This window comes from Hydrogenophaga sp. IBVHS1 (assembly GCF_002127265.1).
In the GTDB taxonomy this organism is placed as follows: Bacteria; Pseudomonadota; Gammaproteobacteria; order Burkholderiales; family Burkholderiaceae_C; genus Hydrogenophaga.
Window position 1 is genome coordinate 1,945,209 of record NZ_NFUU01000001.1, and the last position, 23,458, is coordinate 1,968,666.

22 protein-coding genes and 1 tRNA gene are annotated in these 23,458 nt (G+C 63.5%); 7 read left to right on the top strand and 16 right to left on the bottom strand.

Features of this window, described 5'->3' with window-relative positions:
- Window positions 1–75 precede the first annotated feature (75 nt).
- Window positions 76–534, top strand: coding sequence for a hypothetical protein (locus tag CAP37_RS21710; RefSeq protein ID WP_086123895.1), 459 nt, complete (start codon window positions 76–78; stop codon window positions 532–534).
- Window positions 535–540: 6 nt separating this feature from the next.
- Here CAP37_RS21710 and CAP37_RS09235 read toward each other — a convergent pair whose 3' ends face one another.
- Genes CAP37_RS09235 through CAP37_RS09255 form a run of 5 tightly spaced genes read right to left on the bottom strand, consistent with a single transcriptional unit; the run spans window position 541 to window position 5,989 of the window.
- Window positions 541–1,023 (bottom strand): histidine phosphatase family protein, encoded by a 483-nt coding sequence (locus CAP37_RS09235; RefSeq protein WP_086123896.1) that lies wholly within the window; start codon window positions 1,021–1,023, stop codon window positions 541–543.
- A 4-nt stretch (window positions 1,024–1,027) separates the two neighbouring features.
- Window positions 1,028–3,109: a polyphosphate kinase 1 gene (gene ppk1 / locus CAP37_RS09240; RefSeq protein WP_086123897.1), complete on the bottom strand. Its 2,082-nt coding sequence runs from the start codon at window positions 3,107–3,109 to the stop codon at window positions 1,028–1,030.
- Complete coding sequence (locus CAP37_RS09245; RefSeq protein WP_086123898.1) at window positions 3,106–4,185, bottom strand: glycosyltransferase family 1 protein; 1,080 nt, start codon at window positions 4,183–4,185, stop codon at window positions 3,106–3,108. The genes ppk1 and CAP37_RS09245 overlap by 4 nt, the downstream gene beginning before the upstream one ends.
- Before the next feature lie 24 nt (window positions 4,186–4,209).
- Entirely contained in the window at window positions 4,210–5,127 is a 918-nt protein-coding gene (locus CAP37_RS09250; protein ID WP_143435918.1) for a UDP-2,3-diacylglucosamine diphosphatase, read from the bottom strand.
- A 1-nt stretch (window position 5,128) separates the two neighbouring features.
- Entirely contained in the window at window positions 5,129–5,989 is an 861-nt protein-coding gene (locus CAP37_RS09255) for a GNAT family N-acetyltransferase (RefSeq protein WP_086123899.1), read from the bottom strand.
- A 161-nt stretch (window positions 5,990–6,150) separates the two neighbouring features.
- Between CAP37_RS09255 and CAP37_RS09260 the strand changes: the two genes are divergently transcribed.
- Both CAP37_RS09260 and CAP37_RS09265 read left to right on the top strand, forming a co-directional pair.
- Window positions 6,151–6,723: a DOMON-like domain-containing protein gene (locus CAP37_RS09260; protein WP_143435919.1), complete on the top strand. Its 573-nt coding sequence runs from the start codon at window positions 6,151–6,153 to the stop codon at window positions 6,721–6,723.
- An 11-nt stretch (window positions 6,724–6,734) separates the two neighbouring features.
- Window positions 6,735–7,937 carry an exo-beta-N-acetylmuramidase NamZ domain-containing protein gene (locus tag CAP37_RS09265; protein WP_086123901.1) on the top strand — a complete coding sequence of 401 codons (1,203 nt, stop codon included), beginning with the start codon at window positions 6,735–6,737 and terminating at the stop codon, window positions 7,935–7,937.
- A gap of 7 nt (window positions 7,938–7,944) precedes the next feature.
- On the opposite strand, the gene CAP37_RS09270 is transcribed toward CAP37_RS09265, so the two are convergent.
- The 5 genes from CAP37_RS09270 to CAP37_RS09290 form a co-directional block, all read right to left on the bottom strand.
- Window positions 7,945–8,370, bottom strand: coding sequence for a GNAT family N-acetyltransferase (locus tag CAP37_RS09270; RefSeq protein WP_086124907.1), 426 nt, complete (start codon window positions 8,368–8,370; stop codon window positions 7,945–7,947).
- Window positions 8,371–8,435: 65 nt separating this feature from the next.
- Window positions 8,436–9,779, bottom strand: a complete 1,344-nt coding sequence (gene glmM, locus CAP37_RS09275) for a phosphoglucosamine mutase (RefSeq protein WP_086123902.1) — start codon at window positions 9,777–9,779, stop codon at window positions 8,436–8,438.
- Window positions 9,780–9,845: 66 nt separating this feature from the next.
- Window positions 9,846–10,676 carry a dihydropteroate synthase gene (gene folP / locus CAP37_RS09280; protein ID WP_086123903.1) on the bottom strand — a complete coding sequence of 277 codons (831 nt, stop codon included), beginning with the start codon at window positions 10,674–10,676 and terminating at the stop codon, window positions 9,846–9,848.
- A 72-nt stretch (window positions 10,677–10,748) separates the two neighbouring features.
- On the bottom strand, window positions 10,749–12,665 hold the full coding sequence (gene ftsH / locus CAP37_RS09285) for an ATP-dependent zinc metalloprotease FtsH (protein ID WP_086123904.1): 1,917 nt from the start codon (window positions 12,663–12,665) through the stop codon (window positions 10,749–10,751).
- Between the two features lie 148 nt (window positions 12,666–12,813).
- Entirely contained in the window at window positions 12,814–13,485 is a 672-nt protein-coding gene (locus tag CAP37_RS09290; RefSeq protein ID WP_086124908.1) for an RlmE family RNA methyltransferase, read from the bottom strand.
- A 44-nt stretch (window positions 13,486–13,529) separates the two neighbouring features.
- Here CAP37_RS09290 and CAP37_RS09295 point away from each other — a divergent pair, with 44 nt between their 5' ends.
- The 3 genes from CAP37_RS09295 to CAP37_RS09305 all read left to right on the top strand — a co-directional run bounded on the left by CAP37_RS09295 (window position 13,530) and on the right by CAP37_RS09305 (window position 16,880).
- The gene (locus tag CAP37_RS09295; protein ID WP_086123905.1) at window positions 13,530–14,000 is read left to right on the top strand and encodes a YhbY family RNA-binding protein; all 471 of its coding nucleotides are present in this window, start codon (window positions 13,530–13,532) and stop codon (window positions 13,998–14,000) included.
- Between the two features lie 83 nt (window positions 14,001–14,083).
- Window positions 14,084–16,165, top strand: coding sequence for a M3 family metallopeptidase (locus CAP37_RS09300; protein ID WP_086123906.1), 2,082 nt, complete (start codon window positions 14,084–14,086; stop codon window positions 16,163–16,165).
- 31 nt (window positions 16,166–16,196) lie between these two features.
- Window positions 16,197–16,880 (top strand): glutaredoxin domain-containing protein, encoded by a 684-nt coding sequence (locus CAP37_RS09305; protein WP_373271071.1) that lies wholly within the window; start codon window positions 16,197–16,199, stop codon window positions 16,878–16,880.
- Window positions 16,881–16,918: 38 nt separating this feature from the next.
- Here CAP37_RS09305 and rpiA read toward each other — a convergent pair whose 3' ends face one another.
- Window positions 16,919–17,590 (bottom strand): ribose-5-phosphate isomerase RpiA, encoded by a 672-nt coding sequence (rpiA, locus tag CAP37_RS09310; RefSeq protein WP_086123907.1) that lies wholly within the window; start codon window positions 17,588–17,590, stop codon window positions 16,919–16,921.
- A gap of 37 nt (window positions 17,591–17,627) precedes the next feature.
- Here rpiA and CAP37_RS09315 point away from each other — a divergent pair, with 37 nt between their 5' ends.
- Window positions 17,628–18,716: a quinone-dependent dihydroorotate dehydrogenase gene (locus CAP37_RS09315; RefSeq protein WP_086123908.1), complete on the top strand. Its 1,089-nt coding sequence runs from the start codon at window positions 17,628–17,630 to the stop codon at window positions 18,714–18,716.
- Here the strand turns inward: CAP37_RS09315 and CAP37_RS09320 are convergent, their stop codons facing one another.
- The 5 genes from CAP37_RS09320 to pheT all read right to left on the bottom strand — a co-directional run bounded on the left by CAP37_RS09320 (window position 18,717) and on the right by pheT (window position 23,456).
- Complete coding sequence (locus tag CAP37_RS09320; protein WP_086123909.1) at window positions 18,717–19,832, bottom strand: NAD(P)/FAD-dependent oxidoreductase; 1,116 nt, start codon at window positions 19,830–19,832, stop codon at window positions 18,717–18,719.
- A gap of 76 nt (window positions 19,833–19,908) precedes the next feature.
- Window positions 19,909–19,985 (bottom strand) — tRNA-Pro (locus tag CAP37_RS09325).
- A gap of 36 nt (window positions 19,986–20,021) precedes the next feature.
- Window positions 20,022–20,477 carry a MerR family transcriptional regulator gene (locus CAP37_RS09330; protein ID WP_086123910.1) on the bottom strand — a complete coding sequence of 152 codons (456 nt, stop codon included), beginning with the start codon at window positions 20,475–20,477 and terminating at the stop codon, window positions 20,022–20,024.
- Window positions 20,478–20,669: 192 nt separating this feature from the next.
- Window positions 20,670–20,996 carry an integration host factor subunit alpha gene (locus tag CAP37_RS09335; RefSeq protein ID WP_086123911.1) on the bottom strand — a complete coding sequence of 109 codons (327 nt, stop codon included), beginning with the start codon at window positions 20,994–20,996 and terminating at the stop codon, window positions 20,670–20,672.
- Window positions 20,997–21,023: 27 nt separating this feature from the next.
- Complete coding sequence (pheT, locus tag CAP37_RS09340; RefSeq protein ID WP_086123912.1) at window positions 21,024–23,456, bottom strand: phenylalanine--tRNA ligase subunit beta; 2,433 nt, start codon at window positions 23,454–23,456, stop codon at window positions 21,024–21,026.
- Between the last annotated feature and the right edge of the window lie 2 nt (window positions 23,457–23,458).

Sequence of the window (23,458 nt, forward strand, 5' to 3'; positions counted from 1 at the left end):
ACCGTTGTCATAAAGATATAAACCGTATATACGGTTTAGAATTCCCGGCTTCACAACCAACGCCGGAGTTCATTCATGGCCAGTCAGAGCAGCAAGAGCAGCCCCAAGAAACCCAAGCTGGTGCGCGACAGCTTCACCATACCGAAGACTGAATTCATCGCCATCGACGCGCTCAAGACACGCGCCATTGCGCTGGGCACCAGCGTGAAGAAGAGCGAGCTGCTGCGCGCTGGTCTGATGGTCTTACAAGGACTGAGCGACGCCGCTTACAAGGCAGCGCTGATCGCAGTCCCCACGCTCAAGACGGGGCGCCCCACCGGAGCCGACAAGCCCAAGGCGGCGGCCCCAACGAAAGCGGCTGTCAAGTCACCTGCCAAAGCCGCTCCCAAACCCGCCGTGAAGGTCGCGAGCAAGAAGGCAACGGCACCCAGGCCGGCCGCGAAAGCGCCAGCCAAAAAAGTGGTGGCCAGCAAAGCTGTGGCCAAGAAGCGCGTCGCCCGGAAGGTCGCAACGCCTGCCGTCAAATCTGCCTGAATCGGCTCAGATCATTTCAGGCGTCTGAACGGTCACCAGGACCGTCTGCCCCAGGGTGCCGCGTTCGCGGTGGCGCAGCCACCACACGGCGCCTTTCTTCACGGAGCAGTCGTCTTCCTGAAGGCCCAGCAACCGGGCCACCACGCGGCCCAGCGTGGGCTGGTGGCCAACCACCACCACCGGAGACTTTCCGTGGGGCCATTGCACCAGTTCAAGCAAGGCTTGCGGTGGGGCATCGGGGACCAGGGCCTCACTCAGTTTGAATTTGCGCCCCAGCGCCATGGCGGTCTGCTCGCAGCGCTGGGCCGGGCTGGTCCAGATGCGTGCGCCATCCGGCAACTGCCGATCCAGCCAGGCGGCCATGCGGGTTGCCTGTTTTTCGCCTCTGGACGTCAGCCGGCGCGCCAGGTCGGCGGCGTCTCCCGGCCGACCGAGAATGAGGTCGGGGTGATCCTGGGCCTCGGCATGCCGCCACAGAATCATGTCCATTTCGTCAGCCCTTGCTGCCGTAGCGCGCCATGAGGCTGGCCTGCGCCGAATGCAGGGTGGCTGCGCGCTGGCGCCCACCGCCCTGCTGGCCTGCCGGCACGTAGCGACCATCCGCCTGCAGAAGCCAGGCGTCTTTGGTGTCGTGCAGGTAGGCCGAGAGGCATTCGTCCATGATGCGGTGGCGCAGCGATGCATCGGTCACCGGCCATGCGAGTTCGATGCGTCGCAGCATGTTGCGGTTCATCCAGTCGGCGCTGGAAAGCCACAGTTCCTCGTCATCACCGGTGCGGAAGTAGAACACGCGCGAATGCTCAAGCAAGCGCCCGATCACCGACCGGATGCGCACGTTGTCGGTAACGCCAGGCACCTGTGCGGGCAGGATGCAGGCACCCCGCACGATCAGGTCGATCTTCACGCCCTGTTGAGACGCGAGGGCAAGCGCACGTGCCATGGGCTCGTCGGTCAGCGCGTTCATCTTCAGGATGATGCGGGCGTCCTTGCCCGCCTTGGCCGCGACGCCAGCGGCCTCCACCTTGTCCAGCATGGCCTTGTGCAGGTGAAACGGCGCGATCAGGGCCTTGTTGAGCTTGGGCAGGCGGTTCTGGCTTGCCAGGTGCAGGAAGATCTGTTCGAGGTCGGCGGTAAGTGCGTCATCGGCTGTGAGGTAGCTGAGGTCGGTGTAGAGGCGCGCGGTACCGGGGTTGTAATTGCCGGTGGAAAGGTGCGCATAGCGGCGAAGGCCACCCGCCTCACGCCGCGTGATGAGCAGCATCTTGGCGTGTGTCTTGAGCCCAACCACGCCATACACCACCTGCGCGCCCACCGACTCAAGGCGTTCTGCGTAGTTGATGTTGGCCTCCTCGTCAAAGCGCGCCTTGAGCTCCACCACCGCCGTCACTTCCTTGCCTCGGCGAACCGCCTCGCGGAGCAGGTTCATGAGCTCGGATTTCGCGCCGGTGCGGTAGATCGTCTGCTTGATGGCCAGCACGTCCGGATCTTCCACCGCTTCGCGCAGGAAGCCCAGCACCGCGTCAAAGCTCTCGTAGGGCTGGTGGATCAGCACGTCGCCGTGCCGCAGCCGCTCGAAGTACGACTGCCCCGGCGTGAGCTGCAGCGGCCATCCGGCGTTGTAAGTTTCAAACCGCAGCGAGGGCGCGTCCACGTTGTCGATAAGCTGGTTCAAACGCACCAGATTCACCGGCCCCGGCACGCGGTACAGCGCCATTTCGGGGAGCGCAAATTGCTCGAGCAGAAAGCTGGAGAGATACGGCGAACAGCCTGCCGACACTTCCAGACGAAGCGCCTGACCGTAGTGGCGCTGTTGCAGCCCCTTGCGCAACGCGGTGCGCAGGTTTTTCACTTCTTCCTCGTCCACCGCCAGATCGGAATGCCGCGTGACGCGGAACTGGGAGAACTCGGTGACCTGCCGCCCAGGAAAGAGATCGCCCAGGTGCGAGCGAATGAGGCTGGAGATGGAGACGAAATGCGTCTGCTTCGACCCCTTGACCGGCGGCATGCGAAAGAAACGCGGCAGGATGCGGGGCACCTTGACGATGGCGATTTCGTTCTCGCGGCCAAAAGCGTCCTTGCCGGTCAGGCGCACGATGAAGTTGAGCGACTTGTTGGCCACCTGAGGGAACGGATGCGCCGGGTCCAGCCCCACCGGCATCAGCAAGGGCTGCACCTCCTTGATGAAGAACTCCTTCACCCAGCGGCGCTGGCGCGCATTGCGTTCGCCGTGCGAGATCAGCTTGATGCCCTTCTTTTCCAGCAACGGGAGCAGTTCGTCGTTGTAGATGGCGTACTGCTGCGCCACCAGCGCGTGCACTTCGGTGGAAAGTTGCTCGAAAGTCTGGGTGGTGTAGAGGCCGCGCTGTTCGTTGGCCTTGGCCGCCGTGAGGTGGGGCGCCACGCGCACCTCGAAGAACTCGTCAAGGTTGCTGGAGACGATGCTGAGGTAGCGCAGCCGTTCGAGCAAGGGCACGTCCGGCCGCCGCGCCCAATCCATGACACGCTCGTTGAAAGCCAGGATGCTGTGGTCGCGGTCGAGAAGGGGGAGCTTCTGGTTGGGGGTGGAGCCGCTCATATATGACGATTATTGAACGATCCCATGACATTTGCATGACAAGCGGGTCGGGCGCTCTTCGGCCTGGGCAGCACACTGAGATGGGCCACGAACAACTCGGCGGCCCTGCCCCAGCCAAACTGCAGCGCACGTTCCCGGGCTTCGAAGCGTTTGACCTTGAGCGCTGAACGCCAGGCCTCGCGCAGGTCCTCGTGCATCGCGCCTGCGCTGCTGTCACCCAGAACCTGCAACGGCCCGTCCACCGGGTAGGCGGCCACCGGCACGCCGCAGGCCATGGCTTCGAGCATGACGAGGCCAAAGGTTTCGTTGCGGCTGGGGAAAACGAAAACGTCCGCCGCTGCGTACACCTGCGCCAATTCGTGGCGCGGCAGCACACCCAGCCAGTGCACGTTGGGATACCGATGGCGCAATGCCGATTCGAGCGGGCCGACACCGCAAACCACTTTGCTGCCCGGCACGTCGAGCTGCAGAAATGCCTCGATGTTCTTCTCAAAGGAAATTCGACCCACGAAGAGACTCACGGGATGGGCGAGCGGCCCCAGCGCATGACAGGCGATCGCCGGGTCAGCCACGGCGAACAGCCTCGTGTCCACGCCATGGGTCCAGGCTTTCAGGCGCTGGAAGCCCCTGGCCTGCAGCATTTCAAGCACGCCCTGCGTGGGCACCATCACGCCCCTGCTGGGCCGGTGAAAGCGGCGGAACAGCGCGTACCCCCACGACAGCGGAATGCCCAGCGCGGCATGCAGGATTTCTGGAAACTTGGTGTGAAAGGCGGTAGTGAAAGGGAGTTGGCGGCGCATACAGTGGCGCCGCGCCGCCCAGCCCAGCGGGCCTTCCGTGGCAATGTGAATGGCATCTGGCGCGGCCGCATCAATAAGCGTGCGCAGGCGACGACCCGGAAACACGGCGATGTCGATGCCCGCATAGCCCGGGCAAGGGCGGGTGCGGAACTGCCCCGGTTGAATCACCACCACCTCGTGGCCCATCGCCTGCAACTGCCGCGCCAGCTCGACCAGCGTGGTCACCACCCCATTGACCTGTGGCTGCCAGGCATCGGTCACGATCAGTATCTTCATGCGCGTCTCCTGCAAGGTGCCAGTTCAGGAACTTTGACTTTCCTGCTCTGCCGCCAGCGACGCGGGCTCGGTCGAGGGACGCCAGTGAACGAGCTCGAGCCGTCCATCGAAATGCTCGACCAGGGCGGAAAGGCTCTCCACCCAGTCGCCATCGTTGCAGTACAGCGTGCCATCGATGACGCGCATCTCGGGCCGGTGAATGTGCCCGCAGACCACACCCTGGTAGCCGCGTTGCCGCGCTTCTGCCGCCACGGCGCGTTCAAAATCGGTCACGTAATTCAACGCGCTCTTGACCTTGTGCTTGAGGTATTGCGACAGGGACCAATAGGGCAGCCCCATGCGGGCGCGCAGTGAATTGAGATGGCGGTTGAGCCGCAGAGTGAATTCATAGGCGTTGTCGCCCAGATAGGCCAGCCACTTGGCGCACTGGATCACGCCATCGAAATGATCGCCGTGAACCACCCAGAGCCGGCGACCGTCTGCCGTGGTGTGCACCGCTTCCTCGGCCACCTCGATGCCGCCGAACCGGTGACCACAGAACTGGCGCGCGAACTCATCGTGGTTGCCGGGCACGAACACCACCCGGCACCCCTTCCGGGAGCGGCGCAACAGCTTCTGCACCACGTCGTTGTGCGCCTGCGGCCAGAACCAGCGCCGGCGCAGTTGCCAGCCGTCGATGATGTCCCCCACCAGGTACAGCGTCTGGCTCGGGTGGTGCTTGAGGAAGTCCAGCAGCGGCCTGGCCTGGCAGCCGGCGGTGCCCAGATGCAGGTCGGAGATGAAGACCGCACGGTAGCGGGCTCGTTCGCCGCCATCGCCGTGGGGCTCGTCATCGCGCAGCGGGGCGGCGCCCACATCTGCGAGGGCACCGCGGAACTGGCTTTGCCAGGCCGCCAGTGCCGCCCCCTGGGGGGTCGTGCGAAGCGCGGCGGGTGGTGCCATGTCAGGCTCCCAGAAAGTGCTTGCGGTAACGGGCTGGCAAATCAGAAATCCGCATGAGCATGGGCAGGTCAGCGGCGTTGAAATCCGGGTCCCAGGCCGGTGGGCCCAACACCTTGGCGCCGAGCCTCAGGTAGCCCTTGATCAGTGCGGGCGGCTCGACGTCGAGCGTGTCGTCGAGCTGTTCGATCGGGAGCGGCAGGCGTGGCCGCACGTGGAAGTCGATCGGTGCCAGATGAGTCTGCTTGACCTGGCGCCAGATGCTGGCTGCAGCATGACCCCCACCCACCACACCGTGCGGGCCTTCGTGCTGCATGGGAATGCTGGCGCAGCCGATCATGGTGTCGAGCTGGTTGCGCACCATGAACTCGGCCAGAGCCCCCCACAGCGCCATGATGACGCCGCCGTGACGATGCTCACGGTGGACACAGCTGCGCCCCAGCTCCACCATGCGCTCGCGAACCGCACGCAGGCGGGTGAGATCGAACTCGGTATCGCTGTAGGTACTGCCCACGCGGCGAGCCTGGGCGGGGGTGAGCACGCGGTAGGTGCCTATCACTTCCCGGCTGGTGGCATCGCGCACCAGCAGGTGTTCACAGAAGTCGTCGAACAGGTCCACATCGTGACCCGGCACTGCCTCGGAGAGAATGGCGCCCATCTCGCCAGCGAACACCGAGTGCCTCAAGCGCTGCGCTTCACGAACCTCGTCAAGATGCCGCGCCCAGGAAACCTCAATGCCGCCCGTGGCCGGCTGAGGGATGGGCGCCACCAGGGGTGAACCCGGGATGACAACGCGTGGATGAAGTGACCCCCGTGGCAAGGAAACCAGGGAGAGATTCAGGGTCGGGATGGGAAGCTCTTTCATGCTGGGCTCCTGTTGCAGAACGCCCGTCTGAGGCGTGGAGTTGATTGAAGCTTTGGTCATGAAAAGGCAGTGTGCGAACCGCAGATGTCGAGCCGGTGGCAATCACATGAAGTTTTGATGACTTCGGAACACCCTCGAGGTGCCTGCCAGAATACGCAGCTGTGACGCCCAGCCCCACCCTCCTTCGCGCCCAACTGCGCTGCCACCCCGCCATGCCGGCGAGCCTGCCCCTTTCACTTTCTGTGGAGGTGCGGACCCAATCCGACGGATTGCGGTTGCACTACAGCCTGGTGGGCGATATCGACTCCCTGCGTCTGCCGGCACCCGCCGCACCCGTGCCCACCGATGGCCTGTGGCAACACACCTGTTTTGAAGCTTTCGTGGCCGCCGACGGTGCGGCCGCTTATCAGGAATTCAACTTCTCCCCGTCCACCGCCTGGGCGGCCTACCGCTTCAGCGGCGAGCGCGAGCGCGATACGACCGCCGAGGCGCTGCGTCGCGTGCTGCTGGTGCCACCACAGGTGCAAAATGCGCCCCGCCTGCTCACGCTCACCGCCCGCGTGCCGCTTGATGCCCTGCCCCGCAGCCCCGCGGTGCTCAGTCTGGGCCTTTCGGCGGTGATCGAAGAACGCAGTGGCCACCGGAGTTACTGGGCATTGCACCATCCCCTTCCGCAGCCCGATTTCCATCACCGCGACGGCCACACACTGCGCCTGGCCGCGCCTCTGCATTGAATTGAAACCTCATGAAAATCGGCATCGAACGTTTTCTGGCAGACCCTGCCCTGCGCGCACCGCTTGCGGGGCGGCGCGTAGCCCTGCTGGCACACCCCGCCTCCGTCACGCGCAACCTCACGCACACGCTTGACGCTCTTGCCGGATTGCCGGACGTGAGGCTCAGCGCCGCCTTCGGCCCGCAACACGGGCTGCGGGGTGACAAACAGGACAACATGGTCGAATCGCCCGATTTCAGCGACCCACGCCTCGGCATTCCGGTGTTCAGCCTCTACGGGCAAGTGCGCCGGCCCACCGAGTCGATGATGGACAGCTTCGACGTGTTGCTGGTCGACCTTCAGGATCTGGGTTGCCGCATTTACACCTTCATCACCACACTGCGCTACGTGCTGGAAGCCGCAGCAAAACACGGCAAAGCGGTGTGGGTGCTGGACCGCCCCAACCCGGCAGGTCGCCCGATCGAAGGGCTGAGCTTGCGCGAAGGCTGGGAAAGCTTTGTTGGCGCCGGTCCCATGCCCATGCGCCACGGCATGACCATGGGCGAATTGGGCCACTGGTTTGTCGACACGCTGGGCCTCACGCTGGAATACCGCGTCGTCGCCATGGAAGGCTGGCAGCCCGCGAAAGCACCGGGATACGGCTGGCCGACCGAGCGCACCTGGATCAACCCCAGCCCGAACGCAGCCAACCTGAGCATGGCGCGCGCATATGCCGGCACGGTGATGCTCGAAGGCACAACCCTCAGCGAAGGACGTGGCACCACGCGACCGCTGGAGCTGTTCGGCGCGCCCGACATCGACGCGCGCCAGCTCGTCTCGGACATGCGCCGGCTGGCCCCTGATTGGTTGCAAGGCTGCGTGTTGCGCGAATGTTTCTTCGAGCCCACCTTTCACAAGCACGTGGGCAAGCTGTGTCAAGGGGTGCAGATCCACGTGGAAGACCCGACGCACTACGACCACTCAGCGTTCCAACCCTGGCGGCTCCAGGCGCTGGCGTTTCGCGCACTGCGGCTGCAATCGCCAGACTACCCGCTGTGGCGCGATTTCCCCTATGAGTACGAACATGACCGACTGGCGATCGACCTCATCAACGGCGGGCCGCTGTTGCGGGAGTGGGTGGACGATGTGACGGCCGCGCCTGCGGTGCTGAACGAAGCCGCAGCGGCCGACGAAGCCGCCTGGGCCATCACCCGACAGCCCCATCTGCTTTACTGACGAATCGTCAGGACAGCCACTTCTGCAGGAACATCGCCTTGCCCATGGTGGGATCCAGCTGGTAGCCGGCAAAGCCGATGCGCTCATACAGACGAACCGCGCCGTGGTTGCCCGAGAGCACTTCCAGTGTCAATTTCACCGCGCCCCGTTCGCGGGCTATGGCCTCGGCCTCCGCCAGCATGCGCTCGGCGATTCCGCGTCCGCGGTGGCTGGCCAGCACAGTCACATCGTGCACATTCACCAACGGCCTGCAGGCGAAGGTGGAGAAGCCTTCAATGCAGTTGACCAGCCCAACCGGCTGCTCTCCGTCGAAAGCAAGAATGCTGTACATCTGGGGCCTGGCAGCCATCGCGGCAACGAGGTGGGCTTTGGCAAAATCCGACAGGCCCTCTCCGCCACCAGCGGGATCACGGGCGTAGGCGTCCAGCAACATCACCAATGCGGCCGCGTGCACCGGGTTGGCGCAGTCGACGCGAACGGTGTTGACGGTGTCGATCGTCACGCCGGTACCTGAGAGCGCACCGCAGCGACGAGCCGGTCGGCGCAAGCCTGGGCCTGCTTCGCATCACGCGCTTCCACCATCACCCGCAGGAGGGGTTCGGTGCCACTGGGCCGGATCAATACCCGCCCGGTGTCGCCCAGCTCCGCTTGCACCGCACGGGTTTCATCGCTCAGGAAGGTGTTGGATTTCCAGTCCTGTCCGGGCTGCAGGCGCACGTTGATCAGCGTCTGCGGGAACAGCGTGACGTCGGCAAGCAATTGCGACATGGTCTTGCCGCTGTCGACGCAGGCGCTCAGCACTTGCAGTGCCGAGACAAGGCCATCGCCCGTGGTGTGACGGTCGAGCACCAGCAGGTGCCCGGAGCCCTCGCCCCCCAGAATCCATCCGTGTTTTTCCAGCTCTTCAAGCACGTACCGATCACCCACCCTGGCACGCACGAACTTCACGCCACGCGACTTGAACGCCAACTCGACCGCCATGTTGGTCATGAGCGTGCCCACCACACCGGGCACGTCCTCGTCGCGGGCCATGCGGTCGGCTGCAATGAGGTAGAGCAATTCGTCGCCATTGAAGAGCCGGCCGTGTGCGTCCACCATCTGGAGGCGATCGGCATCTCCGTCGAGGGCCACACCGTAGTCCGCGCCATGCGCTTTCACAGCAGCCAGCAAGGCCTGCGGGTGCGTGGCGCCCACATCCAGGTTGATGTTCAAACCATCGGGCGCGCAGCCAATGCGCACCACCTCTGCGCCGAGTTCGTGGAAGACCGCAGGCGCGATCTGGTAAGCCGCACCATGCGCGCCATCCACCACGATCTTCATGCCCTTGAGGGTGAAGTTGTGCGCGCAGGTGCTCTTGCAGAATTCGATATAGCGCCCGGCGGCGTCGTCGAGCCGACGCGACTTGCCCAACTGGGCCGACTCCACCCACACCGGGGCTTCGTCCAGCGCTGCTTCCACCGCGTGTTCCCAGTCATCGGGCAGCTTGGCCCCTTGAGCGCTGAAGAATTTGATGCCGTTGTCGGCAAACGCGTTGTGGCTGGCCGAAATGACCACGCCCAGGCTGGCTCGCTGGGCTCGCGTGAGGTAGGCCACGGCGGGCGTGGGCACCGGCCCCAGCAGGACCACATCCACGCCAGCGGAGTTAAAGCCGGACTCAAGCGCGGACTCGAGCATGTAACCGGAAATGCGGGTGTCCTTGCCGATCAAAACCTTGGGATGCGCCTCGGTTCGGCGCAGCACGCGACCCACTGCATGCGCCAGTCGCAGCACGAAGTCGGGTGTGATGGGAGGTTGACCCACGGTGCCTCGAATGCCATCGGTGCCAAAGTACTTGCGGGGCATGTTGTCTCCTCTCTTGCTTGTTGTGGGGGTAGCCAGACGCGCATTATCGCGGGCCAGACCTTTGGCTCAGGCAGCGCGCATCGCCTGCCAGACGCGAAGGGCGTCCACCGTCTCACGCACGTCGTGCACCCGCACCACGCGCGCGCCCCTATCCACCGCCAGCACGGCGGCTGCCACGCTGGCTGCGACCCGCTCGGCAGGCTTCTCGCGGCCGGTCACGTGTCCGAGGGAAGACTTTCGCGACCAGCCTGCAAGCCAGGCGAAGTCGTCCAGCACCAATTCATCTTGCCGCGCCAGCAAGCTGAAGTTCTGTGACACGGTCTTGCCAAAGCCAATGCCCGCATCGAGCACGATGCGTTCACGGGCGACACCTTGCGCGAGCAGCGAATCTGCGCGCTCGCGAAGAAATGCGATGACCTGGGGCAGCACGTCGCCCTCCATGGGTGCCACTTGCATCGTCTGAGGGTCGCGGTGCATGTGCATCAGGCACACGCCGCAACGTGGATGCGTTGCCACCACCGCTTGCGCACCTTCGCGGCGCAGCGCCCAGATGTCGTTGACGATGTCGGCTCCAGCGTCGAGCACAGCGCGCATCACCTCGGGCTTGTAGGTGTCCACGGACAAGGGAACCCCCAACCGTGCGGCCTCTCGAACCACGGGCAGCACCCGTGCAAGCTCTTCTGCCAGCGGCACTGCCGGGCTGCCCGGACGGGTTGATTCACCGCCGATGTCCAGGATGTGTGCGCCCTCGCTCAGCATCCGCTCGCAATGGCGCAACGCGGCGGACGTGCTGGCGTGCTCCCCGCCGTCTGAAAACGAGTCCGGGGTCACGTTGACGATCCCCATGACCTGCGGAACAGAAAGGTCGATGTCGAAACGGGTGGTCTGCCAGTGCATGAGACTTGAAAAGGGTGACTTGAAAACAGGAACGGGGCCCAAGGCCCCGTGTGTGTGTCTGCCCAGGCCCGATCAGGCGGCCGAGGGTGTCGGATCGGTGGTCACTGCGGGCGTTCCGCCGCTGCCACCACCCCCCACCGATGGGTTGCGCGGCGTCCAGTCTTTCGGCGGACGCGGCGGCTTTCCAGCCATGATGTCGTCAATCTGGTCTGCATCGATGGTTTCCCATTCCAGCAGAGCCTTGGCCATGGCGTGCATCTTGTCGCTGTTCTGCTCGATCAGCTCCCGCGCCAGTTTGTACTGCGCATCGATGATGCGGCGCACCTCGGCGTCCACCTTCTGCATGGTGGATTCGCTCATGTTGGTGGTCTTGGTCACCGAACGGCCCAGGAACACTTCGCCCTCGTTCTCGGCATAGACCATGGGGCCCAGGGCATCGGTCATGCCGTAGCGCATCACCATGTCGCGGGCAATGGTCGTTGCACGCTCGAAGTCGTTGCTGGCGCCGGTGGTCATCTGGTTCATGAACACCTCTTCTGCGATGCGTCCACCGAACAACATGCTGATCTGGTTCAGCATGTAGTCCTTGTCGTAGCTGTAGCGATCCTGAGCCGGCAGGCTCATGGTGACGCCCAGTGCGCGGCCACGAGGAATGATGGTGACCTTGTGCACCGGGTCGCACTTGGGCAGCAACTTGCCGATGAGAGCGTGGCCAGACTCGTGGTAGGCCGTGTTGCGGCGCTCTTCCTCGGGCATCACCATGCTCTTGCGCTCGGGGCCCATGAAGATCTTGTCCTTGGCCTTCTCGAAGTCCTGCATCTCGACCACACGGGCATTGCGACGCGCGGCCATCAGCGCGGCTTCGTTGCACAGGTTGGCCAGATCGGCGCCACTCATGCCGGGCGTGCCACGGGCGATCACGCTCGGGTTCACGTCGGTTCCCAGCGGCACCTTGCGCATGTGGACATTGAGGATCTGTTCGCGACCACGAATATCGGGCAGCGTCACATAAACCTGGCGGTCGAAACGGCCCGGGCGCAGCAAGGCGGCATCGAGGATGTCGGGGCGGTTGGTGGCCGCGACCACGATCACCCCCAGGTTGGTCTCGAAGCCATCCATCTCCACCAGCATCTGGTTGAGGGTCTGCTCGCGCTCATCGTTGCCACCACCAAGGCCGGCACCACGCTGGCGGCCCACCGCATCGATTTCGTCGATGAAGATGATGCAGGGCGCGTTTTTCTTGGCGTTCTCGAACATGTCGCGCACGCGGGCCGCGCCCACACCCACGAACATTTCCACGAAATCAGAACCCGAAATGCTGAAGAACGGCACCTTGGCCTCGCCAGCGATGCCTTTGGCAAGCAGGGTCTTGCCGGTGCCGGGAGGTCCGACCAGCAACAGACCACGCGGGATGCGTCCTCCAAGCTTCTGGAATTTGGCGGGGTCTTTCAGGAAGTCCACCACCTCCTTGACCTCTTCCTTGGCTTCATCACAGCCCGCCACATCGGCGAAGGTCACGGTGTTGTTGTTCTCGTCAAGCATGCGGGCCTTGCTCTTGCCGAAGCTGAACGCTCCGCCTTTACCGCCGCCCTGCATCTGTCGCATGAAGTAAATCCAGACGCCGATCAGCAGCAGCATCGGCCCCCAGCTCACCAGCAAAGTCATGAGCAGCGAGCCCTCTTCACGGGGACGCACGTCGAACTTCACGTTGTTGTTGATCAAGTCGCCCACCAAACCCCTGTCGAGGTAGGTCGCGGTGGTGCGAATGCGACGGTCGTCCTGGGTGACAGCGACGATTTCGGTACCACCCTGGCCCTCCTGGATGGTGGCGCTCTTGATACGCTGGGCCTTGACCTCGTCAAGGAACTCCGAATAGCCCATGTAGCCCGAGCCCGCAGCGGAACGGCTGTCGAACTGCTTGAATACGGTGAAAAGCACCATGGCGATAACCATCCACACGGCGATTTTCGAGAACCACTGGTTGTTCAAGTGCAGCTCCTGGAGACAAAAGTGTCAGACATATCCATATACCTCTGATTCTAGGACTTTCAAGTACCCCTGACGTCTTAAGGTGACGAGCCCGTGTCAAAGGGCACATTTGCGACGCCGAACGGCTTCGCAAGCAAAGACACCCGGTTCAGGCCGTCTTTTTCAGACCCAGCCCAACCAGGAAGGTTTCCGAGGATTTGTCACGAGACGCTTTGGGCTTGATGGCCTTGACGGTGCGAAAGGTCTTGCGGAACAAGGCCACCATGGGATCGTAGGCACCACCATGAAAAAGCTTGACCACGAGCGCACCGTCTGGCTTGAGGTGACCCACGGAGAAGTCAACGGCCAGTTCCACCAGGTCTGAAATGCGGGCGGCGTCGGTCATGCCGATGCCCGACAGGTTGGGCGCCATGTCGGACACCACCACGTCAACCTGCTGCACACCACGCTCCACCAGTGCCTGTTCCAGCTCCGTGAGCACCTCGGGCTCGCGAAAATCGCCCTGAATGAAGTGCACACCCTCCACCGCCTCCATGGGGAGAAGGTCCAATGCAATGATGGTGCCCTTGAGTTCGCCGACGGCGGCGCCCTGCGGGCTGAGGCGTCGCCGGAGGTACTGGCTCCACGCACCCGGAGTGGACCCGAGATCCACGACGCACTGCCCAGGCTGGATCAACCCGAGCGTCTCGTCGAGTTCTTTCAACTTGTAAGCGGCGCGCGCTCGGTAGCCGTCCTTGTGCGCCAGGCGCACGTAGGGGTCGTTGACGTGCTGGTTGAGCCAGGCCTTGTTGACCTTTTTGCTCTGGGTCTTGACTTTCATGCCCATGAGGGTCGCCTGCGGTGCTTGTAAACGATAATTGTCCCATGCCCCAGATCACACTTACTCCCGCCCAGCGCAAAGTTCATCGCGCCGAGGCCCACCACCTCGATCCCGTCGTGCACATCGGAGGCGATGGACTGAGCGCCGCCGTGAAGAAAGAGGCCGAAATGGCCCTGAAAGCTCACGGGCTCATCAAGATCCGCGTGTTCAGCGACGACCGCGCAGCGCGAGAAGCCATGATGCAGACGCTGGCTGACGAACTTGGCGCGGCGCCGATTCAGCATATTGGCAAGCTCATCGTGCTGTGGCGGCCCATGCCCGTGAAGGAAAAGCCGGTCGACGAGGAGCGCATGCCAGGGCCACGCGATGTCAAGGTGCTCAAATTCAGCAAGCGCGGGGGCCAGCGTCCGGAAGTCAAGGTGGTGCGGGTGCTGGGCAACCAGCGCCTGACGCCTGGTGGCCAGGTCAAGCGCGCCAAAGTCATGAAGAAGAGCATCAAGAAAAGCGCGCAGTGAGGGCGCCTGCGTTGTAGGCGCAGCTTCACTTCTCTCGCTGTAAATCGCTTGAATTCCATCCACAGCGCCACATCTGGGAACGCATGAACGACCGCACCGCCCCCTTCGCGCAGAACCCTCTGCTGGATTTTTCGGACTTGCCGCTGTTCGACGCGATCGCGCCTCCTCAGGTGGCGCCGGCCATCGATGAACTGCTTCTGCAAGCGAACGCCGCACTGGAGAAAGTCACCGCACAGGATTTCCCGGCCGACTGGCGCAGCATTTCCCTGACGCTGGATGTTCCTGCAGAACGCCTCTCACGGGCATGGGGTGCAGTGAGCCACCTCAACAGCGTGGCCGACACGCCCGAGTTGCGCGCAGCCTACAACGAGGCCCTGCCCCGCGTGACCGAGTTCTGGACCCGCCTGGGCGCCGATGAGCGACTCTATGCGAAGTACAAAGCCATGGACCCGTCCCAGCTCACCAGGGAGCAGGCGCGTGCCCACCACAACGCCATGCTGGGCTTCAAGCTGGGCGGCGCAGATCTGCAGGGCGAGGCAAGAACCCGGTTTGCCTGGCTGCAGGAACGACAGGCCGAGCTGGCCCAGAAGTTCAGCGAGAACGCGCTCGATGCCACCGATGCCTTTGCGCTGTACGCCAGCACCGAGGAGCTGGATGGCGTGCCCGAGGATGTACTGCAAGCCACTGCCGCAGCGGCCCGCGCCGACGGCAAGGAAGGGCACAAGCTGACGCTGAAGATGCCTTGCTACCTGCCGGTGATGCAGTTTGCGCGCAGCACCGCGCTGCGCGAGAAGCTCTACCGGGCCTACGCCACCCGCGCCAGTGATCAGGCCGAGGGAGAGGCCGTGAAGTTCGACAACGCCGGGATCATGGGTGAGTTGCTGGCTCTGCGCCACGAAGAAGCCTTGCTGCTCGGGTACCGCCACTATGCCGACGTGTCACTCGTGCCCAAGATGGCCGAGTCGCCGGAGCAGGTGATTGCTTTCCTGCGCGACCTGGGTCACAAGGCCAGGCCACACGCCGAGAAAGATCTGGCCGATCTGCGCGCTTTCGCGGCCAGCGAGCTGGCCATGCCAGACCCCCAGGCCTGGGACTGGCCCTATGTTGGCGAAAAGCTCAAGGAAGCGCGTTACGCCTTCAGCGAACAGGAAGTCAAGCCCTACTTCACAGCGCCAAAGGTACTTGCTGGCTTGTTTCAGATTGTCGAAACGTTGTTTGAAGTGGCCATCCGTCGCGATCAAGCGCCGGTTTGGAACCCGGGCGTCAATTTCTACCGCATCGAGCGTCGGGGCGCTCAGGGCATAGAACTGGTGGGCCAGTTTTATCTGGATCCTGCCGCGCGCACGGGCAAGCGCGGCGGCGCCTGGATGGACGACGTGCGCGCCCGCTGGCTGCGGCCGGACACTGGCGCATTGCAGACGCCAGTGGCGCACCTTGTGTGCAATTTTGCAGAAGGTGTGAATGGCAAGCCTGCTTTGCTCACGCACGACGACGTCATCACCCTCTTCCATGAGTTCGGCCACGGGCTGCACCACATGCTTACGCAGGTGAACGAGCGCGATGTGTCAGGTATCAGCGGTGTTGAGTGGGACGCGGTGGAACTTCCCAGCCAGTTCATGGAGAACTTTTGCTGGGAATGGGATGTGCTCAAGCACATGACGGCACATGTGGACACCGGTGAGCCGCTGCCCCGCGCACTGTTCGACAAAATGCTGGCCGCCAAGAACTACCAGAGTGGCCTGCAGACGCTGCGGCAGGTGGAGTTCTCGCTGTTCGACATGTTGCTGCACAGCGCGCCCAGGCCCCTTATCACGGGCTCGGACATTCTGGCGCTGCAACAACAGGTACGACAGGAAGTGGCGGTGTTGCAGCCACCCAGCTACAGCCGCACGCCGCACACGTTCAGTCACATCTTTGCCGGCGGCTATTCGGCGGGTTACTACAGTTACAAGTGGGCCGAAGTCCTTTCGGCCGATGCGTACGCCGCATTTGAAGAAGCCGCGCGGCAAAATGGCCACAGCACGCTGGACGTGGCCACCGGACGCCGCTACCGTGAAGCGATCCTGGAAGCGGGCGGCAGTCGACCTGCCATGGACTCGTTCAAGGCCTTTCGTGGTCGCGAGCCCAGCATCGACGCTCTCCTGCGTCACCAGGGCATGGCTTGATTTCCGCTGCAGTCTGTCGATAGGAGCCATCATGAATGTGATCCGCACCGAATACTTCGAGAGGAATTCTTCTCCCTGGCTGTTGGGCATGTGCCTGATGGCGGGCCTGCTCGCGGTTCCGGCCCACGCGCAGGGCGTCTACCGCATCATTGGCCCGGACGGCAAGGTCTCCTTCTCCGATCAGCCCGCGCCAGCGGCAAGCGCCAGCAGCCGCCCCGCCGGTGCGCCCGCAAGCTCCGGCAATGCCGCGGCCCAGTTGCCGTTTGAACTGCGGCAGATCAACAGCCGCTTTCCGGTCACCCTGTATTCCAGCCGCGACTGTGCGCCCTGCAACAGCGGGCGCAACCTGCTCAATGCGCGCGGGATTCCTTACACCGAGAAGACCGTCGATACAGCGCAGGACAGCGACGCCCTGAAAAGGCTGAGCGGAGAAATGTCGCTGCCCTTCCTGACCATAGGCGGCCAGCAGATCAAAGGCTATTCGGACACCGAGTGGACCAAGTTCCTGGACGCGGCCGGCTACCCCAAGCAGTCTGCCCTGCCTTCCAGCTACCGCCGTCCGGCACCCAGCCCCATGGTGGAAGTGACAAGCGAACAAGCCGGTGCAACGTCTGCCTCCCCGGCTCGCGCCACAGACCAGGGCCGCGCCGCGTCAGGTCCTGCAGAGGTGCCCGTGGCACCTCCTGCTCAAAACCCCGCCGGCATCCGCTTCTGAGCTGAGGCGAACCGGCAATCGGCAAGCGGGGCCGCGGATCAGAACGTCAGCGTCTTGACGCCAGCGGCTGTGCCGAGCAGGCACACGCTGGCCTTCTGGTGGGCGAACACCCCGACCGTCACCACCCCGGCCCATTGATTCACCTCGCTCTCGAAAGCCAGTGGGTCGGCAATCTTCAAGCCAGTGACATCGAGGATGTGTTGCCCGTTGTCCGTCACCAACGGCGACCCCTCTTTCATGCGCACCTGCGCCAGGCCACCCATGGCGGCGAACTGGCGCACCAGGCGGGCAGTGGCCATGGGAATCACCTCCACAGGCACCGGGAAAGCGCCGAGCGCATCGACCAGTTTGGACTCGTCTGCGATGCAGACGAACTTGCGCGATTGCGCCGCCACGATCTTTTCCCGCGTGAGTGCTGCCCCACCGCCTTTGACCATATGACCGCGGGAATCGATCTCGTCGGCGCCGTCGATGTACACCGAGAGTTCGCCCACCGCGTTCGCCTCGAACACCGCGATGCCCAACGCCTTCAGGCGCGCCGTGGAGGCCTCGGAGCTCGACACCGCACCCGGAATTTGCTCCTTGATGCTGGCCAGCGCCTCGATGAACTTGTTGACCGTGGAGCCGGTGCCCACGCCCACGATGTCGCCTGGCGTCACGTATTGAAGGGCCGCCTGGCCCACCAGGGCTTTGAGTTCGTCTTGGGTCATTTGAGACAATCGGTAAAACAACAAGTCGGATTATCCAATGTCGCTCCTGCCGTACGCTGTCGCACGCCCCCTCCTTTTCAGTCTCGATCCCGAAGCAGCCCACGAACTCACCCTCCAAGCCATTGCGCGGCTCCAGCACTCGCCCCTCACCTGCATCTACAGCGAGCCGCGGGTGCAAGATCCCTGCAGCGTGGCCGGGCTGCAGTTTCCCAACCGGGTAGGTTTGGCGGCGGGTCTGGACAAGAACGCCCGCTGCATCGACGGTCTGGCCGCCATGGGTTTCGGCTTTGTGGAAGTTGGCACCGTCACGCCAAAGGCCCAGAGCGGCAACCCCAAGCCGCGCATGTTCCGGCTGCCCAAGGCCAACGCGCTCATCAACCGCCTGGGCTTCAACAATGAAGGCCTCGATGCTTTCCTGGGCAATGTGCAGAAGGCGCGCTTTCGCCAGCAAGGCGGCATCAGCCCGATGCTGCTGGGCTTGAACATCGGCAAGAACGCGAGCACACCGATTGAACGGGCCACCGAGGACTACCTCACCTGCCTCGATGGCGTGTACCCGCACGCGGACTACGTCACGGTCAACATTTCGAGCCCGAACACACAGAACCTTCGCAGCCTTCAAAGCGATGAGGCGCTCGACGCCCTGCTGAGCGCCGTGTCCGAGCGCCGCGAGCTGCTGGCTCAAAGACACGGTCGTCGCATTCCGGTGTTCGTAAAAATCGCACCGGATCTGGACGACACACAGATCGAGGTCATTGCTGCCACCCTGATGCGCTACGGCGTGGACAGCACGGGCCAGGCCACCAACGCGCTGGGTGTGATTGCCACAAACACGACCCTGAGCCGCGAAGCCGTGGCAGGCTTGCCCCACGCGGAACAAGCGGGAGGGCTTTCGGGTTCTCCGGTGCTGCTCGCGAGCAACCGCGTCATCCGCCAGTTGCGCGCCTGCCTGGGAAAAGGCTTTCCCATCATTGGCGTGGGCGGGGTGCTTGATGCAAACGACGCTGTCAGCAAGATCGAGGCCGGCGCCCAGCTGGTTCAGATCTACACGGGCCTGATCTACAAGGGTCCTTCGCTGGTTTGGGAGGCCGCTCGCGCCATCCAGGCGCGCGCTGCAAAGGCCTGATCAGAGCAACGCCACCACCCGATCGGCAATGGCCAGGCTGCTGGTGAGCCCGGGTGACTCGATGCCGAACAGATTCACCAGGCCGGGCACGCCGTGAACGGCTGGCCCCTGAATCAGGAAATCCGCTGCAGGATCGTCGGGACCGCTGATCTTGGGCCGTACACCGGCATAGCCAGGCTGCAAGGCATCTTCCGGCAGTCCAGGCCAATAGCGCCGCACCTCGGCCTGGAAACCGGCGGCACGCGAAACGTCCACCACCAGATCGTCGGGCGAATCGGTCCATTGCACATCAGGGCCGAACTTGGCCTGCCCGCCCAGATCGATCGTCAGGTGAACGCCCAGGCCTGCCAGGTGCCGATCCGGTTCAGGTGCGGGATAAATCAGGCGTGAGAAAGGCGCACGTCCGGAAAGGGTGAAGTAGTTGCCCTTGGCATACCAGGCGCGCGGCACGTGGAGCGGGTCGAGTCCCCGCACTCGCCGGGCCAGATCACAGGCCGAAAGACCGGCGGCATTGACCACCGACCGGGCCACAAGGCGGGTGCCATCGAGGCAGCGCACCTCGATGCCGCGGGGCGACACCACCATGCTGTCCACGCCGCTGCGGCAGGCAACCAAGCCGCCAGCCTGCTCCAGATCACCCTGGTAGGCCAGCATGAGCGCGTGGCTGTCCACGATGCCGGTAGACGGCGAATGCACCGCACCCAGACATTCGAGCTCTGGTTCCAGACGCTTCGCCTCATCTCGGCTGAGCAACTGGAGATCGGTCACGCCGTTGTTTCGGGCTTTTTCAAGAATGGCTGGCAAGGCCTCCAACTGCGACGGCGTGGTGGCCACGATCAGTTTGCCGCAGCGACGGTGTGCCACACCGCGTTCGGCGCAATAGGCATACAGCGCAACGCGGCCCTGCACACAGAGGCTGGCCTTGAGGGAACCTGCAGGGTAGTAGATGCCGGCGTGAATCACCTCGCTGTTGCGCGAGCTGGTGCCGGTGCCGATTGCCGACTCGCGCTCGAGCACCATCACTTCTCGACCGGCCAATGCCAGAGCGCGAGCCACCGCCAGGCCAACCACCCCAGCCCCGATCACCAGCGCATCAACCTGTTCGATGTCCTGCATCAGGGCCTTTCGAATTGAGGGCTGCCACCATGAGAAAAGCCCGGGACCTTGCGGCACCGGGCTTCTGCGAAAAAAATGGTCGGCGTGGCGGGATTCGAACTCGCGACCCCTTGCACCCCATGCAAGTGCGCTACCAGGCTGCGCTACACGCCGACAAGCCTTAAATTATAGCTGGCAAACAAGCCCCATTCAGGCCGTGTGCCGCAGAAGCTCGCGGATTTCGAGCAACTCGCGCCGCACATCGTGAAGCAAGGAGCCCGATTCGCGAAACTCGGGGTCGTCCGCTTCAATAAATCGGGCCACTACACCGCCGCCTTGCAACATCTCGTCCAGCTCGATCACTTCAATCGCTTCACCATCTTCGCTGCGCCGCTTGTCTCGCTCGGCCTGCACGATTTCCTGCAGTTTGTTGCGTGCGCCACTGATGGTGAAACCCTGGTCGTAGAGCAACTCGCGGATGCGGCGGATCATCAACACTTCGTGATGCTGGTAATAGCGTCGGTTGCCGCGGCGCTTCATGGGCCTCAACTGCGTGAACTCTTGCTCCCAGTATCTAAGCACATGCGGCTTGACGCCACACAACTCGCCCACTTCACCAATGGTGAAGTAGCGCTTTGCGGGGATGGGCGGAAGTGATTTTTCCATCAAAATCAAGGCAGTACAGACCGAACCTTGAAATCTACTCTAACTCGAGCAGCCGTGCGCGGAGGATTGACGAAATCCGTGTGAAATGTTGCAAACGACATTGCAAGCCGGTGCAGATGCGTCGGTCACGCCAACAGAATTCCAGTCGAACTGGAGGACTGCACCCGGAAAATCACCCCCGTTGGGGGCTGCTTAAGCGCCGATGACGGCGGTTTGCACCTGCTCTTTGAGCTTCGGGCTGGCGTGGAATGTGACCACGCGGCGTGCCTGAATGGCCACAGGTTCACCCGTGCGCGGATTGCGCCCTGGACGGGGCGCCTTGGTGCGAATCTGGAAATTGCCAAAGCCCGAGATCTTCACATCGCTGCCGTCGACAAGGCTGTCGGTGACGAGATCAAAGAAGGCGTCGATCATGTCCTTGGATTCGCGCTTGTTCAGGCCAATCTGGTCGAACAGCAGCTCGGCGAGTTGCGCCTTGGTCAACGCCGGGGTCTCCAGACTTTCAACAGCGAGTTCCATGCGGGGTATCTCCATCCTCGATTTTGATCAGGTGCGCAGCCGGCCGGCCAGGCGCTGCTCCACGGACGCCAACGCGCCCTTGACGGTCGCTTCGATGTCTTCTTCGGTCAGTGTAGCGTCGTCACGATTGAGCACCAGCCGCAGCGCCAGGCTTTTTTCGTCTTCAGCCAGTGTCCCTGCGCCGCCCTGGCCACCCGCCTGCTTCTTGGGTCGGTAGACATCGAACAGCAAGACATCGCGCAGCCAGGGGTTGCCCGACGCTCGAATCGCGTCGACCACGGCGGCGTGGGTGACCGCCTCCTTGACAACGATGGCCAGATCGCGCTCGACCGCCTGGTGACGACCGACAGGCTGGTAGGCTGGTACTGGACGGACCAGCACGGCATCGAGATCCAGTTCGAACATGACCGGCGCGTGCGGCAGCTCATAGGCCTGGCGCCAGCGCGGGTGCAATTCACCCACATACCCCACACATTGACCCTCCAGCCAGACACTGGCACAACGGCCCGGGTGCATGGCGGGATGCTCGGCAACCCGGAACTCCGGTTCTCGAGGCGAGAGAAGGGCCAGGACGTCACCCTTCGCGTCGAAGAAGTCGACCGCGCGCTCTGGCGCGCCCCATTGCAGCGCGTCCACCGGACCGTGGCACAAACCTGCCACGCGCATGGGTTGCGCAAAGCCCGCCACGGTGGTGTCGCTGTCCGGCACAGCAGCGTCCTTCAGAAACACCCGGCCCACCTCGAACAGCCGCACCCGGTCGGCGCGACGGTCCAGGTTGAACTTCAGCACCGCGATCAAGCTGCCGAGCAGCGACGAACGCATCACGCTCATCTGGCTGGCGATCGGGTTGAGAAGGCGGATCGGCGCAGGATTGCCGGCCAGCTCGTGCTCCCACCGCTCCTCGACAAAGCTGAAGTTGATGGTTTCCTGATAGCCCAACTGAGCCAGTTGCCGTCGCACGGCGAACGGGCCACGGCGTGCTTCGGTACGGATTCGGGCGGTGATCGGTGCCAGCGGCGGGGTGTCCGGAAGGTTTTCGTAACCCACGACGCGGGTCACTTCTTCGATCAGATCTTCTTCGATCATGAGATCGAAGCGGTAGGCAGGCGGCGTGACGGTGACCAGCCCATCGCCCTCCTCCACAGACAGACCCAGGCGGCGCAGCGCTCCGGCGCACTGCGCCTGCGTGAGCGGCATGCCGGTGACTTTGGCCGCACGCGCCACTCGCAGGGTTACGCTTTTCGCTGCAGGAACGTTGACCACCTGGTCGTCCATGATGGCGGCCTGACCGCCACAAATTTCGAGCACCAGTTGCGTGATCCGTTCCACGTGCTCCACGGTGGTGGAAGGGTCCACCCCGCGTTCGAACCGATGACCCGCATCGGTGGAAAAGTTGTACCGGCGTGAACGGCCGGCGATCGCCTTGGGCCACCAGAACGCAGCTTCAATGTAGATGTTGTGGGTGTTGTCAGAAACGGCGGTGGCATCGCCGCCCATGATGCCGGCGAGTGACTCGACATTGTGGTCGTCGGCAATCACGCCCACCGCAGCATCCACCGAGACGGTGCTGCCATTCAACAGCTTCAGAGCTTCGCCCGCCTGACCCCAGCGCACGGTGAGGCCGCCATGAATCTTGTCGAGGTCGAAGATGTGGGAAGGGCGTCCCAGTTCGAACATCACGTAGTTGGAAATATCCACCAGCGCGGTCACACTGCGCTGTCCACAGCGGGCCAGCCGCTCGACCATCCAGGCGGGTGTGATTGCCTGGGTGTTGACGCCGCGCACCACACGGCCCGAGAAACGACCGCACAGATCGGGCGCCTGAACTTTCACTGGCAAGCGGTCTTGAAGACTCACGGGCACCGGCGTGAACACAGGCTCGACCAAAGGCGCGCCTGTCAACGCAGCCACTTCGCGTGCAACGCCATAAACGCTCAGGCAGTGCGCCAGATTGGGCGTGAGCTTGAGCGTGAACAGCATGTCGTCCAGGGAGAGCTGCTCGCGAATGTTGCGGCCCACAGGTGCGTCGGCAGGCAGCTCCAGCAGACCGCCATGGTCCTCGGACAACTTCAGTTCCCGCGCCGAGCACAGCATGCCCTGGCTTTCCACACCTCGCAGCTTGCCCAGCTTGATCTGAAAAGGCTTGCCATCTTCACCGGGCGGCAGTTCAGCGCCAACCAATGCACAAGGCACCTTGATGCCCACCCGAGCATTGGGGGCGCCACAGACAATATTGAGCAGATCGCCCTGCCCCACGTCCACCTGGCACACACGAAGGCGATCGGCATTGGGATGTTGCTCTGCCGCTTTGATTTCGCCCACCACCACCTGCGAAAAGGGAGGGGCCACCGGATTCAACTCTTCGACTTCCAGACCAGCCATGGTCAGGGTGTCGGCGAGTTGCTGGCTCGTCAAAGGGGGGTTGCAGAAGGCTCGCAGCCAGGATTCGGGAAATTGCATGT

What these genes read in the sequence shown, in the direction of transcription:
- CAP37_RS21710 (WP_086123895.1), top strand. Translation starts at nt 76, where the DNA reads ATGGCCAGTCAGAGCAGCAAGAGCAGCCCCAAGAAACCCAAGCTGGTG.
- CAP37_RS09235 (WP_086123896.1), bottom strand. Translation starts at nt 1,023, where the DNA reads ATGGACATGATTCTGTGGCGGCATGCCGAGGCCCAGGATCACCCCGAC.
- ppk1 (WP_086123897.1), bottom strand. Translation starts at nt 3,109, where the DNA reads ATGAGCGGCTCCACCCCCAACCAGAAGCTCCCCCTTCTCGACCGCGAC.
- CAP37_RS09245 (WP_086123898.1), bottom strand. Translation starts at nt 4,185, where the DNA reads ATGAAGATACTGATCGTGACCGATGCCTGGCAGCCACAGGTCAATGGG.
- CAP37_RS09250 (WP_143435918.1), bottom strand. Translation starts at nt 5,127, where the DNA reads ATGGCACCACCCGCCGCGCTTCGCACGACCCCCCAGGGGGCGGCACTG.
- CAP37_RS09255 (WP_086123899.1), bottom strand. Translation starts at nt 5,989, where the DNA reads ATGAAAGAGCTTCCCATCCCGACCCTGAATCTCTCCCTGGTTTCCTTG.
- CAP37_RS09265 (WP_086123901.1), top strand. Translation starts at nt 6,735, where the DNA reads ATGAAAATCGGCATCGAACGTTTTCTGGCAGACCCTGCCCTGCGCGCA.
- CAP37_RS09270 (WP_086124907.1), bottom strand. Translation starts at nt 8,370, where the DNA reads ATGTTGCTGGACGCCTACGCCCGTGATCCCGCTGGTGGCGGAGAGGGC.
- glmM (WP_086123902.1), bottom strand. Translation starts at nt 9,779, where the DNA reads ATGCCCCGCAAGTACTTTGGCACCGATGGCATTCGAGGCACCGTGGGT.
- folP (WP_086123903.1), bottom strand. Translation starts at nt 10,676, where the DNA reads ATGCACTGGCAGACCACCCGTTTCGACATCGACCTTTCTGTTCCGCAG.
- CAP37_RS09290 (WP_086124908.1), bottom strand. Translation starts at nt 13,485, where the DNA reads ATGAAAGTCAAGACCCAGAGCAAAAAGGTCAACAAGGCCTGGCTCAAC.
- CAP37_RS09295 (WP_086123905.1), top strand. Translation starts at nt 13,530, where the DNA reads ATGCCCCAGATCACACTTACTCCCGCCCAGCGCAAAGTTCATCGCGCC.
- CAP37_RS09300 (WP_086123906.1), top strand. Translation starts at nt 14,084, where the DNA reads ATGAACGACCGCACCGCCCCCTTCGCGCAGAACCCTCTGCTGGATTTT.
- CAP37_RS09305 (WP_373271071.1), top strand. Translation starts at nt 16,197, where the DNA reads ATGAATGTGATCCGCACCGAATACTTCGAGAGGAATTCTTCTCCCTGG.
- rpiA (WP_086123907.1), bottom strand. Translation starts at nt 17,590, where the DNA reads ATGACCCAAGACGAACTCAAAGCCCTGGTGGGCCAGGCGGCCCTTCAA.
- CAP37_RS09315 (WP_086123908.1), top strand. Translation starts at nt 17,628, where the DNA reads ATGTCGCTCCTGCCGTACGCTGTCGCACGCCCCCTCCTTTTCAGTCTC.
- CAP37_RS09320 (WP_086123909.1), bottom strand. Translation starts at nt 19,832, where the DNA reads ATGCAGGACATCGAACAGGTTGATGCGCTGGTGATCGGGGCTGGGGTG.
- CAP37_RS09330 (WP_086123910.1), bottom strand. Translation starts at nt 20,477, where the DNA reads ATGGAAAAATCACTTCCGCCCATCCCCGCAAAGCGCTACTTCACCATT.
- CAP37_RS09335 (WP_086123911.1), bottom strand. Translation starts at nt 20,996, where the DNA reads ATGGAACTCGCTGTTGAAAGTCTGGAGACCCCGGCGTTGACCAAGGCG.
- pheT (WP_086123912.1), bottom strand. Translation starts at nt 23,456, where the DNA reads ATGCAATTTCCCGAATCCTGGCTGCGAGCCTTCTGCAACCCCCCTTTG.